Genomic DNA, 12747 nt, shown 5'->3' with positions numbered 1-12747 from the left:
AGTGCCGTTGATTTCAGGGCCGTAACACCTACTCCCAAGTAAGGAGCAGCATGTCGATTCACGTGACCGGAACCGCACAAAAGAGGGCATGGGCCGATAAGGTCATGCCGCCGGTCGAGCGGGTCCGCGAACACGTCTGGTCGGTGCCGGTGGATTTCCACGGCTCCCCGGTGCGGTACACGTCGTGTTATCTCGTGACGAACGATGCCGGCCACTGCGTCGTCATCGACCCCGGGTGGGACAGTCGGCACGGCTGGGGCCAGTTCACCGACGGCTTGGCCACCGCCGGGATCGCCTTGTCCTCGGTGGTCGGGGTCGTATCGACCCATTTGCACCCCGATCATCTGGGCATGGTCAAACGCCTCGTCGACGAGACCGGGGCCTGGTTCGGCATGCACCCGGCGGATGCCGAAGTGCTGGACGGCGGGTTCGATGCGGTCGATGAGGCACGCGCCACCGACCGTGCGTGGCTTGATAGCTTCGGCGTTCCGGACAGCTGGTTGGATGCGCTCACCGCTCAGTCCGCAATTGTCGAGTTATTGAGCAATCTGGCTCGGCCGACGGTGCTGTTGAATGACGGCGACGAGCTGCAACTGCCCGGACGACGGCTGCGGGTCATCGCAACGCCCGGGCACACGGCCGGACACATCTGCCTGGTCGACGACGACAGCGAAGTGATCTTCACGGGCGACCACGTGTTGCCGCGCATCACGCCGAACGTCGGCCTGTCGTCGCTGGACACCGGGCGCAATCCGTTACGCGAATACTTCTCGTCACTCGAGCCGATGCCGCTGTGGGACGGGTTCGAGGTGTGCCCGGCGCACGAGTACCGGTTCACCGGGCTTGCCGAACGGGCCGAACAGCTGGCCCTCCATCATGAGGAGCGCGCCGGCGAGATCCTAGCCGTCTTGGCGGGCCGCGATGCGACGGTGTGGCAAATCGCCGAGAATATTTCCTGGTCGCGCGGCTGGTCGAGCCTCGACGGGCTGAACTTGCGGTCGGCGCTCGCCGAGACAGGTGCCCATGTGGAATACCTCGCGGGCACGGGCAAGGTCGACTGGACGGCTGCCAACGGTTCGCCCCGGGTGGCTCGGCTGCTCTGACTCGCCGAGTGGTGGATGCGCCCGAGACCCGGCCACCGGTTAACCCCCGCCCAAGTCGGATGGCAACCGCATGGCGGCTGCAATTGATCGCGGCGAGGCTGGAGAGTGTCACAAACTCTCGGGGCCCGACGTTGCCGAACGGCACTCGATCGGACCGCCCTTTTGGAAGGAACCCTCATCGCGATGAACACTCGTACCCGTTTTCGGCGCGCGACCGGCGCCGTAGCTGCCGTTGCAATGGCCGCCGGCGTTCTTGCAGCATGTGCCCCCACGTCCTCGGCTTCGGCTCCCGCCAGTCACGCAGCGGACGCCGGGCTGCACATGATTTCGAACGACGGCCACCGGCTTGCTTTCCACGTCACTCCCGGACATCGACCCGCAGTCGTCTTGGATGCCGGGGGTGGAAACGATTCGACGTACTGGAAGAAGTTGGTGCCTGTCCTTTCACAGCGTACGGGCGCTGAAATCATCACCTACGACCGTGCAGGTATGGGCAAGAGCGACCGCGTCCCAGGGCCGTACGGCAATAAAGACGCCGCGTCGGATCTGGAAGCCGGGTTGAAAGCGCTCGAGGTTTCGCACGACGCCGTCTTGGTCTCACATTCCCAGGCCGGGGAGGTCGCAACGAACCTGGTCAACGAATATCCCGGCTCGGTCTCCGGCGCGGTTCTCGTGGACGCCAGTTTGCCGCAGTTCTACTCGACTGATGAAATAGCGCGAATCGTGTCCGCAAACGCTCCGAAGATTGCGGCCCTGAAGAAGCACAAGCCGACAAAGGCAAGCCGCCAGCTCATCGCGATGGCGAAAAACTACGCTCCGGCACACCGCAGGTACGCTCAGTTGTCCTGGCCGGCAAGTGTTCCGGCGATCGCCGTCGTATCGGCCTCCACCCCGTACCCGGCGGGGCTCGACGCCAGACGCTGGCGCGACGCGCAGGCGAAATTCGTCAACGCCGCCTCCAATCGGCGACTGGTCACGGCCGCGCATAGTTCGCACGACGTCCCGATCGACCGGCCGGGGCTTGTCGTTCGGCAGACACGGGAGATGCTGGGGCGAGTCGGTCGCCCAAACGGCTCGTGAGAAGTCGATCGATTAATGGTGTGTTGGTCGCGATAGGTGTCGGTGGCGGCTGCCTACACTTGCCTCATGTACGGCGATGAGCTCTGGTACGTCTCATTCGGTTCCAATACGTCGGAATCGCGATTCCGGAAGTATCTTCCCGACTGGCCGGCGGCCAAATGCGGTGCGCACGACTACCGGCGATTCCGCCGTGACCTGACCATCCCGCACCAGTTGTATTTTGCCGGTGCGTCGGCAGTGTGGGAGGACAGTTCCGTCGCCTTCGTCTCGTTGCGTCCCGATCCCGGCAGCGTGGCCTATTGCCGCGCCTACCGGGTGACGCCCGGCGAGTTCTGTCGCGTCATCACCGGTGAGAACGGTGCCCCGGCAGTGCCGTGGTCCGACGACATGATCCCGCCGGATCACGGCGGCTATACGGAGCTGCCGCTGCACCCGGACGGCGATCCGCGGCGCGGAAAATACAACGCGATCGTGCGGGTCGGGACCGTGGACGGTCTGCCGGCGGTCACTCTGACCACCGCGCGGCAGTTGGCGCGCAATGCACCCTCGGCACGTTATCTGGCAACCGTCGCCGCGGGGTTGGGCGGCTTGGCACCGGACGGCTATTTGGCCGGTGCCGTCCAACGGTCCACCCCGATCGCGGTCTGACGACCGTTCACCGCTGCCGGAGCAACCTAAGCGAGTCCTTAGGTTGCTCTTGACATCCCCGGGGGTCCGGCCGACTCTGAGCCTAAGAGGATAGACGTCCAACGAGGGGATCTTTCCGATGCAGGTTCCGGCACCTTTCGAATACGAACGAGCGACAAGCGTCGACCAGGCGGTCGATCTGCTTGAACGACTGGGCGACGAGGCCCGACTGGTGGCCGGCGGACACAGCCTGCTGCCGATGATGAAGCTTCGCCTTGCCAATCTCGAATATCTGATCGACATCGGCGACCTGCGCGACGAACTGGGGTATATCCGGATCGGCGTCGACGAGGTGCGCATTGGGGCACTGACCCGGCACCGCGAACTGCTCGAATCCGACGACCTTGCCGAATTCTTCCCGATCGTCCGTGACGCAGAACGAGTCATCGCGGACCCAACCGTGAGAAATCGCGGCACGATCGGCGGATCTCTGTGCCAGGCCGACCCGTCCGAAGACCTCTCGGCCGTCTGCACGACAGTGGACGCGCGCTGCGTCATCCGCGGCACCGGCGGCGAACGCGTCGTGACGATGGAGGAATTTCACCGCGGTCCGTACGAGACGGCCGTCGAACACGGGGAGATGCTCACCGAGATCCGGATTCCCATTCGCCCGGGCGGCTCCAGCGCCTACGAAAAGGTGGAACGCCGCGCCGGCGATTGGGCGGTCGTGTCCGCCGGCGCCGCCGTCTGGCTCGAGCACGGCAAGATCGTCGACGCCCGGGTGGGGCTTGCCGCAGTCGGGCCGAATACGACTGGCATCCCGGCGATTTCGCAGCGGCTGCGCGGCGCCGAGCCGTCCGATGCCGCGTACGCGGAAGCGGGCGAGATCGCCGCGGACAGTTGTTCGCCGACCGAGGACGGACGCGGCTCCGTTCTCTATAAGAAGCATTTGGCCGCCGAGCTGACCGCCAGGGCGCTACGACGCGCCGTCGCCCGGGCGCAGGACGCGGCATCCGGGGAATGAGGCCGGCGGGGACGAGGGCCGGGAACACGTAATCGGCGCAGGGACCAGGGACAAGTACACAGGCCGGGGCAGCAGCTGGGAGGCACACGCCATGCAGGTATCGATGACCGTCAACGGCGACGAGGTCACGGAGGAAGTGGAGCCGCGACTCCTACTCGTGCATTTCTTACGGGACACGCTGGGACTGACCGGCACGCACTGGGGCTGCGATACGTCCAATTGCGGGACATGCGTGGTCTGGCTCGACGGCGAACCGGTCAAATCGTGTACCGTGCTGGCCGCTATGGCCGACGGGCACGACGTCCGCACCGTCGAGAGTCTCGAACAAGACGGCGTGCTCGACCCTATTCAACAAGGGTTCATGGAGTGCCACGGTCTGCAGTGCGGATTTTGCACGCCCGGCATGATGATGACCGGGCGCGCGCTCTTGGACCGCGACCCGCATCCGAGCGAGGACACGATCCGCGAAGCCATTTCCGGGCAGATCTGCCGCTGTACCGGCTACACGACAATCGTCCGTTCGATCGAATGGGCGGCCGACCATCCGGCCGGCGACGGCGCGGACAATACGGAAGGCCGGCCGGACGCCGCGGACGCCAAGCAAGTGGAGGAAGTGTCATGACGGTCACGGAAAACGCGGCCCCGGATCTGGTCAATAACGACGAGCACCCGCTCGGCCACGGCCGGATGCTGCGCAAAGAAGACCCCCGGTTCATTCGCGGACTGGGAAAGTACTGCGACGACGTGCAATTGCGCGGCATGCTGCATTTGGCAATTCTGCGGTCTCCGATGGCGCACGCCCGCATCGTGAATATCGATACCAGCGCCGCCGAGGCCCATCCCAAGGTCAAGGCGGTGGTGACGGGCGCGGCGTTGGCGGACAAGGGACTTGCCTGGATGCCGACCCTCTCGAACGACGTCCAAGCGGTGCTGGCCACCGATAAGGTCCGATTCCAAGGGCAAGAGGTCGCCTTCGTCGTGGCCGAAGACAGGTACGCCGCACGCGACGCCCTCGAACTGATCGACGTGGACTACGAGCCGCTGGAGGCCGTGGCCGACGTCCGCACGGCTTTGGCGCCGGACGCGCCGGTCATTCGCGACGATCTGGAAGGCAAGGAGAACAACCACTGCTTTGATTGGGAGACCGGCGACGCCGCCGCGACACAGGCGGTCTTCGATCGCGCCGATGTCGTCGTCAAGCAGGAAATGGTGTACCCGCGCGTGCATCCGGCGCCCATGGAAACGTGCGGCTGCGTAGCCGATTTCGACCGTGTCGACGGCGGGCTCACCCTGTGGTCGACAAGCCAGGCACCGCACGCACACCGCACGCTGTATGCGCTCGTCGCCGGCCTGCCCGAGCACAAGATCCGCGTGATATCGCCGGACATCGGCGGCGGGTTCGGCAACAAGGTGCCGATTTATCCGGGCTACGTATGCTCCATCGTCGGATCGATGCTGACCGGCAAACCGGTGAAGTGGATGGAAGACAGGTCGGAAAACCTCATCAGCACCGGCTTCGCTCGCGACTACGTGATGCAAGGCGAGATCGCCGCGACCAAGGACGGCAAGATTCTGGCAATCCGCACCGACGTGCTCGCCGATCACGGAGCGTTCAACGGCACTGCGGCACCGGTGAAATATCCGGCCGGGTTCTTCGGCGTATTCACCGGCAGTTACGACCTCGAAGCCGCCTACTGCCATATGACGGCCGTCTACACCAACAAGGCGCCCGGCGGCGTCGCCTATGCGTGTTCGTTCCGAATCACGGAGGCCGTCTACCTCGTCGAACGCCTCGTCGATTGCCTGGCCTATGAACTGGACGTCGATCCGGCTGACCTGCGGTTGAACAACTTCATCAAACCCGAGCAATTCCCGTACGCCACGAAGACCGGATGGGTGTACGACTCGGGAAATTACGAACCCGCAATGCGTCAGTCGATGGAGCTTGTCGGCTACGCCGACTTGCGCCGGGAACAGGCCGACAAGCGTACGCGCGGCGAGCTGATGGGGATCGGCTGCTCGTTCTTCACCGAAGCGGTGGGAGCCGGGCCGCGCAAGGACATGGACATCCTCGGCCTCGGCATGGCCGACGGCTGCGAGCTGCGAGTGCATCCGACCGGAAAGGCGGTCGTCCGGCTATCGGTGCAATCGCAAGGACAGGGGCACGAAACAACTTTCGCGCAAATAGTCGCCGAAGAAATAGGCATCCCTCCCGGCGACATCGAGGTCGTCCACGGCGACACCGACAATACGCCGTTCGGCCTTGGCACGTACGGCAGCAGGTCGACGCCGGTGTCGGGCGCGGCTGCCGCCCTGGTGGCCCGAAAGGTGCGCGACAAGGCAAAGATCATCGCCTCGGGGATGCTTGAGGTATCGGTGGCCGATCTCGACTGGGACAAGGGGTCCTTCCGCGTCAAAGGCGACCCCACGTCGTCCGTGACGATCCAGGACATCGCAATGCGCGCCCACGGCGCCGGCGACCTGCCGGAAGGCCTCGAGGGCGGCCTGGAGGCCCAGATCTGTTACAACCCGTCAAACCTGACGTATCCGTTCGGCGCGTACATCTGCGTGGTCGACATCGACCCGGGGACCGGCGCCGTGAAGGTCCGCCGGTTCGTCGCGGTGGACGATTGCGGCACCCGGATCAATCCCATGATCATCGAGGGCCAAGTGCATGGCGGACTCACGGACGGCGTCGGCATGGCCTTGATGGAAATGATCTCGTTCGACCCCGACGGCAACTGTTTGAGCAGCAGCTTCATGGACTATCTGATTCCGACGGCGCTCGAAGTGCCGCACTGGGAGACCGGGTTCACGGTCACGCCGTCACCGCATCATCCGATCGGGGCAAAGGGCGTCGGCGAATCGGCGACTGTCGGCTCGCCCCCGGCCGTCGTCAATGCGGTGATCGACGCCCTGCGGCCGTACGGGGTGCGGCACGCCGACATGCCGCTCACGCCGTCCCGCGTTTGGGAAGCCATGCAGGGCACGTTGAAGCCGTCGTTCTAACGCCCGCCCGCCACACCAACGACGAAAACCTACGATGAAAGGAGTCATCAAGTGACCGGCCGGCGAATACCCGCGCGGATCGCCGAGCTGACGGCGCGGCGCGTTCCGTTCGTCCATGTCACAGTCGTCCGCTCCCAGCCGCCCAGCTCGGCCAAGACCGGCGACGAGGCAATAGTGCTGCCCGGCGGCGACATCGAAGGCTTCGTCGGCGGCCAATGCACCATCGAGTCGGTGCGCCGGACGGCGCTCGGTGTCATCCGCGACGGCGAAGGCGTCCTGCTGCGGGTGCTGCCGGGCGGCCAAGAGCGGTTCCCGGACGCGCCCGGCGCCGTGACAGTCGTCAACCCGTGCCTGTCGGGAGGCGCTATGGAACTCTTCCTCCGTCCGGAGCTGCCCGCGCCGACGCTGCACGTCGCCGGGGCCACGCCCATCGCGGACGCCGTGACGGACATGGCGGAAATGCTCGGGTTCGCCGTCACGCGCGGCACGGACGATTTGCCGCCGGACTCCATCGCCGGCGTCATTTCAACGCACGGCGACGAAGAGCTCCTCGTGCGCGCCGCCCTCGACGCGCACATCCCGTTCATCGCGCTCGTCGCAAGCCCGAAACGCGGCACCGAGCTTGTGACGGCCATGGGCTTGAACGACAGCGAGCGCGCAGCCATCCACACGCCGGCCGGCCTCTGGATCGGGGCACGCACCGCCCCGGAAATCGCCCTGTCGATCATGACCGAGATCGTGAAGGCCATCCGCTTGGACGGCTTGGTCGGCGCCGAGACCGCCGGCGCCGTGCGCGCGCCGGACGTGCAGGTGCCCGCCGATGCGACCGACCCGGTATGCGGCATGAGCGTGACGATCCGGGCGGACACGCCACACCTGACCGCCGGCGGGACCGACTACTGGTTCTGCTCGGCCGGCTGCCGCGACACGTACGCGAAAGCGGCGTCGTGACGGGGCGGTTCACCGGCACTGCCGACGTCCGGCGCAGGCTTGCCGATCGCGACTACCTGGTCGACGAGGGGATGGCCACGGCGATTTTCCTCGCCGGCGAATTGGAAATGCCGCTGCTGCTCGAGGGCGAGCCCGGCGTCGGCAAGACGACCGCGGCCAAGGCCATGGCGGACGCGCTCGGCACCGAGCTGATCCGGCTGCAGTGCTACGAGGGCCTGTCCGTGAGCGAATCGCTCTACGAATGGAACTACCAGCGCCAGCTGCTCGCCATCCGGCTTGCCGAATCACGCAACGACACGCTGACCGATGCCGACCTGTTCACTGCCGAATTTCTTCAAGACAGGCCAATCCTGCAGTGCGTGCGTTACGGAGGCCCGCAGCCGCCCGTCCTGTTGATTGACGAAGTCGATCGCGCCGACGACGAGTTCGAGGCGCTGCTGCTGGAATTCCTCGGCGAATGGTCGGTGAGCGTCCCCGAACTCGGCACGATCGTCGCCGCGCGCACCCCGACAGTGGTGCTGACCTCCAACCGCAGCCGAGAGCTGCACGATGCGTTGCGCCGGCGCTGCCTGTACCACTGGATCGAGTTCCCGCCGCCGGAGCGAGCGGTGGCCATCCTGCGCTGCCGCGTACCCGAGGCCAACGAATCGCTGATCGCGCGCGCCGCCGAATTCACTGGCCGGGCTCGCGGACTCGATCTTGACAAGACGCCGGGCATGGCCGAAACGATCGACTGGGTATCGGCCATGTCCGTGCTCGGCGTGACCGAACTCGGCAAAGACCAAATCCTGCCGACGCTCGGCACACTGGTCAAGACGCCGGACGACCGCGAGACGATCGCCGGCCGTCTCGACGAGCTACTCGACCCCCTGAGCGAAACTCGGACGTGACCGGCCAGAGCCGGCGCGGCGGCGAATGCGCTCAGACGACCGTCGGACTGTTCCGCGCCATCGACGTGGCGGCGTTCGTCACCGCGCTCGTCGCCCGGTTACGCGCGGCAGGCGTGCGTGTCGACGTGACCGGATCCGAGGCGTTCGCACGCGGATGGCACGCGTCGGAGACCGGCACGTCGCCCGGCGGGTCGCCGCGTTCGCGCTTGTACTGGGTCGCTCGAATCACCCTGGTGCGCGATTCGGCCGATCTGCCGACGTTCGACGCGGTGTTCGCCGCGATATTCGACTTGAGCTCGACGGCCGAAGGGCACACTCACGCTCAGCCGGCCGGCCGGTCCGGAAGCACGAACGACGTGTACGTTCCGGTGCGGCCGGACACTCGCCGGGCCGATCAGCGGGACGAACCCCGCGAGGAAACCGGAGCCGGGCTGCCGTGGGCGACCCTGCCGGCCGTCACCGGCCCCGCCGATCACGGCACGGCGCGGCTCACGATCCGCAGCCCGAGTGGGGCCGAAGCGACGTCCGGCGCACCGTTCGGCGGAGTGAACGACGAGGAACTCGCCCGTCTGATCGGGGCGCTGGCCAGGTCGCGTTGGCCGGTGCGGCGCTCGCGGCGACGCAGGACGTCGTCCGGCGGCACCCGCATCGCGCTGCGGGAGACGCTTGCTCGCGCACGACGGTACGGATGGGAGCCGATGGAGCTCGCGCGCGACAGGCCGGTACACCGGCCGCGGCCGGTCGTGTTTTTGTGCGACGTCAGCCAGTCGATGCAACCGCACGCCGCCATGTACCTGCAATTCATGCGGGCGCTGGCACTCACCACGGACTGCGAAGTGTTCGCGTTCGCCACGTCGTTGACCCGGCTGACGCCGGCCATGCGGCGCCGCTCGGCAGCGGAGGCGGTCGCGGAGGCCGCCGACGAGGTCGTCGACAGGTTCGGCGGCACTCGGATCGCGACAAACATCACGGCGATGCTGCGATCGGTACACGGCTGCCGGACGCGCGGCGGCGTGGTCATCATCGCGTCCGACGGCTGGGATCACGACGACCCCGACGAGCTCGGAGCAGCGATGGTGCGGCTGCATCGTCGCGCCCACACGGTCGTTTGGATGAATCCGCGGGCCGACGCGCCCGGGTTCGCTCCCCTGGTCGGCTCGATGCGGGCCGCATTGCCCTATTGCGACAGCTTTCTCCCGGCCGGAGATCTGGGCGGTCTTGCCGACGTCATTGACGCCGTCGCCGCTACTGCGTGACCGGTACTGTTCCCCATCGGGCAGCTGACGGCTTCTCGGGGACGGCCCGGATCTGTCGTCTTGCGATAGTTCGCACCTGCCGAGTACGTTGAAAACCATGACGTCGACGAAACCGCAGGAACCCGAATCGACGTCGCAGGCAATACCGCGCAAAAGACTCATCACGATCTTCATCGGGTTGATCCTCGGCATCTTGATGGCCGCGCTCGACCAGACGATCGTGGCAACCGCGCTGCCGACGATTGCCGGGCAACTCGACGGACTCGAGTTGATTTCCTGGATCATCACGGCGTATCTCCTCGGCCAAGCCGTCGCCATGCCGCTCTACGGCAAGGTCGGCGATTACATCGGACGACGCAACTCGTTTCACCTGGCGATCTTGATCTTCCTGGGCGGTTCGATCGTGGCGGGGCTCTCCCAGTCGATGGAAATGCTCATCGTGTTCCGAGCCGTGCAAGGCATCGGGGCCGGCGGGCTGATGATCGGCGCGCAAACGATCATGGCCGCCATCGTCAACCCGCGCGAACGCGCCAAATACATGTCGGTGATGGGGCCCATGATCGGCGTCGCCACGGTCCTGGGCCCCTTGTTGGGCGGATACTTGACGCAACACGTGAACTGGCGCTGGATCTTCTACATCAACGTGCCGATCGGCGCTGCGGCGCTGATCGTCACGGCGATCACGTTGAAGCTGCCGCGTGAAGCAACGTCCAAGAAGGTCGACTACTGGGGTTCGCTGTTCATGGCCGCTGCGATCACGTGCCTGATGCTCATGCTCACCTGGGGCGGACGCCGCTACGACTGGACGTCGCCGACCATCCTCTGGCTGATCGCCGGCGCCGTCGTGTTCACCCCGGTGTGGCTGTGGATCGAGCACAAGACAAGCGAACCGATCCTGCCGCTGCACTTGTTCCGCGATCCGGTGTTCAAGATCAACGCGCCGCTGGCGTTCATTCTCGGCGTCGCCATGTTCGGCGCCGTCAGCTACTTGCCCACCTACTTGCAGCTGTCCCGCGGCGCCTCGGCGACGACGTCGGGACTGCTGATGCTTCCGCTGATGGGCGGCCTGATGGCCGCGGCAGTGACAACCGGCCAATTGATCAGCCGTACCGGGCGGTACAAGGTCTTCCCCATCGTCGGCACCGCGCTGGCGGCGGTCGGCATGTACTTGCTGTCGCTGATGGATGCCTCGACCGGCGAATGGGTGTCCGGCTTTTACATGGCGATCCTCGGGTTCGGAATCGGACTGATCATGCCGACCCTGGTGTTGACGGTGCAGAATTCCGTCGCGCACCACGACGTCGGCCCGGCCACTGCCGGCGTGAACTTCTTCCGGCAAGTCGGGGCATCGTTCGGCACTGCGCTGATCGGCTCGCTGTTCGTCGGACGTCTGACCGACGAACTGGCAAAAAACATGCCCGCCGGTGCGGCGTCCAAAATCGGGCAGCACGCCACCGGCATCACGCCCGACGAGCTGGCCAAATTGCCGGTGTCCCTGGCGCACGACGTCGTCATTTCGTACGCGGACGCGCTGATTCCGCTGTACCGGTACTTGGTGCCGCTCTTGGTGGTCGGCTTCATCCTTGTCTGGTTCATCAAAGAAATACCGCTGACGTTGACTCGGGGCGGCCCGCCGCGCCCCGGCGACGACGCGCCGTCCTCGGCCCACGAGTCGGCGCACGCCGCGGACCGCGTGCATCACGGCGCGCATGCCGCGGACGTGCCGCCCGATTTGAAGCCGCACGGCAACCATTCCGCCGGCGCGACCAACACGGACCCGGCCGGCTAACGATTCGATTCAGCTGTCTTGCCGCCCCGAGAACGCCCGGGTACGTTGACGACTATGACACCCACCCAGTTGACCGCCTACGCGGCCGTGGTGCGGCTGGGATCGGTCAAGGAAGCGGCACGCGAGCTCGAAGTGACCGAGGCGGCCGTGTCGATGCACGTGGCGAGATTGCGCAAAGAACTCGATGACCAACTGTTCACCAGGACGTATTCCGGTTTGGCATTCACGCCGGGAGGGTTGCGACTTGCCAGCCGGGCCACCGAGATCCTTGGCCTGCAGAACCGTACGGTGCTCGAAGTGGGGCAGGCCGGCCGAGGGCGCCGGCTGCTGCGGATGGCGTCCACCGCCTTATTTGCCGAACACGCCGCCCCCGGACTCATCGAGCTGTTCGCCAATAGGGCCAAGGACCTGGACGTCGAACTGAGCGTACGGCCCGCCGACCAGTTCGAGCCGGCCCTTGCCTCGCGCGAGGTCGACGTGGCAATCGGGCCCCGGCCGCCGACGTCCGGGCTCGATTGCCGCACATTCTTGAATTTCAAGATCCATGTGGTCGCCGGGCCGGAACATCCGCTGGCGAACATCCCCGTCGTCCCCGGCCAACTCGCCGATCAGCCCTGGCTGCTCGGCCCGTCCGCAGTGGGCTCCGCCGGAGGGTTCGGGGCGATGCTCGACCGTTTGAACATCGCCGAAAGCAGGCAACGCATCTTTCAAAGCGATGCGGCAGCCATCGAAGAGACAAAACGGGCAAACGGCATTTCGCTGGGCGTCGGTTTCGTCGTGGCCGACGACCTTGCCGCGGGCCGCTTGGTGAAGATCACCGGGCCGGGGATGGAGGAGATCGGCAGTTGGACGGCGATGGCGCTCGGCCAACAATCGGACCCGGCAGCGCCGGCCGCCGAATTGCTGCGGTTCATCACCACGCCTCGGGCGACCCAGGCGATGCTTCGCGGTTCGGGCGTGAACATCGGCAGATTCCGCCCCTCGGTGTACGTCACCTTGTGGAGTTGAGCGTCGGCCG

11 protein-coding genes are annotated in these 12747 nt (G+C 66.0%); all 11 read left to right on the top strand.

The window, feature by feature from the left end; genetic code table 11:
• The first annotated feature begins 50 nt into the window (after positions 1 to 50).
• The 11 genes from BJY26_RS07780 to BJY26_RS07730 all read left to right on the top strand — a co-directional run bounded on the left by BJY26_RS07780 (position 51) and on the right by BJY26_RS07730 (position 12737).
• On the top strand, positions 51 to 1103 hold the full coding sequence (locus BJY26_RS07780) for an MBL fold metallo-hydrolase (protein WP_179427125.1): 1053 nt from the start codon (positions 51 to 53) through the stop codon (positions 1101 to 1103).
• A 183-nt stretch (positions 1104 to 1286) separates the two neighbouring features.
• Positions 1287 to 2183 (top strand): alpha/beta fold hydrolase, encoded by an 897-nt coding sequence (locus tag BJY26_RS07775; protein WP_179427123.1) that lies wholly within the window; start codon positions 1287 to 1289, stop codon positions 2181 to 2183.
• A gap of 66 nt (positions 2184 to 2249) precedes the next feature.
• Positions 2250 to 2831 carry a hypothetical protein gene (locus tag BJY26_RS07770; RefSeq protein WP_179427121.1) on the top strand — a complete coding sequence of 194 codons (582 nt, stop codon included), beginning with the start codon at positions 2250 to 2252 and terminating at the stop codon, positions 2829 to 2831.
• A 118-nt stretch (positions 2832 to 2949) separates the two neighbouring features.
• On the top strand, positions 2950 to 3834 hold the full coding sequence (locus BJY26_RS07765) for an FAD binding domain-containing protein (protein WP_179427119.1): 885 nt from the start codon (positions 2950 to 2952) through the stop codon (positions 3832 to 3834).
• Positions 3835 to 3925: 91 nt separating this feature from the next.
• Positions 3926 to 4456 carry a (2Fe-2S)-binding protein gene (locus BJY26_RS07760; protein WP_179427117.1) on the top strand — a complete coding sequence of 177 codons (531 nt, stop codon included), beginning with the start codon at positions 3926 to 3928 and terminating at the stop codon, positions 4454 to 4456.
• Positions 4453 to 6843: an aerobic carbon-monoxide dehydrogenase large subunit gene (locus BJY26_RS07755; RefSeq protein ID WP_179427115.1), complete on the top strand. Its 2391-nt coding sequence runs from the start codon at positions 4453 to 4455 to the stop codon at positions 6841 to 6843. The genes BJY26_RS07760 and BJY26_RS07755 overlap by 4 nt, the downstream gene beginning before the upstream one ends.
• A gap of 51 nt (positions 6844 to 6894) precedes the next feature.
• Positions 6895 to 7794, top strand: coding sequence for an XdhC family protein (locus BJY26_RS07750; protein WP_179427113.1), 900 nt, complete (start codon positions 6895 to 6897; stop codon positions 7792 to 7794).
• On the top strand, positions 7791 to 8684 hold the full coding sequence (locus BJY26_RS07745; RefSeq protein ID WP_237249050.1) for an AAA family ATPase: 894 nt from the start codon (positions 7791 to 7793) through the stop codon (positions 8682 to 8684). Before BJY26_RS07750 ends, BJY26_RS07745 begins: the two co-directional genes overlap by 4 nt.
• Positions 8681 to 9940, top strand: coding sequence for a vWA domain-containing protein (locus BJY26_RS07740; RefSeq protein WP_179427109.1), 1260 nt, complete (start codon positions 8681 to 8683; stop codon positions 9938 to 9940). The genes BJY26_RS07745 and BJY26_RS07740 overlap by 4 nt, the downstream gene beginning before the upstream one ends.
• A 97-nt stretch (positions 9941 to 10037) precedes the next feature.
• Positions 10038 to 11729: an MDR family MFS transporter gene (locus tag BJY26_RS07735; protein WP_179427107.1), complete on the top strand. Its 1692-nt coding sequence runs from the start codon at positions 10038 to 10040 to the stop codon at positions 11727 to 11729.
• A gap of 54 nt (positions 11730 to 11783) precedes the next feature.
• Positions 11784 to 12737 carry a LysR family transcriptional regulator gene (locus BJY26_RS07730; RefSeq protein WP_179427105.1) on the top strand — a complete coding sequence of 318 codons (954 nt, stop codon included), beginning with the start codon at positions 11784 to 11786 and terminating at the stop codon, positions 12735 to 12737.
• Positions 12738 to 12747 lie beyond the last annotated feature (10 nt).

The sequence above is a fragment of the Spelaeicoccus albus genome (genome assembly GCF_013409065.1).
Classification (GTDB): domain Bacteria; phylum Actinomycetota; class Actinomycetes; order Actinomycetales; family Brevibacteriaceae; genus Spelaeicoccus; species Spelaeicoccus albus.
The sequence above is the reverse complement of the archived record's forward strand: the minus strand, read 5'-3'. Positions and strand labels throughout refer to the sequence as shown.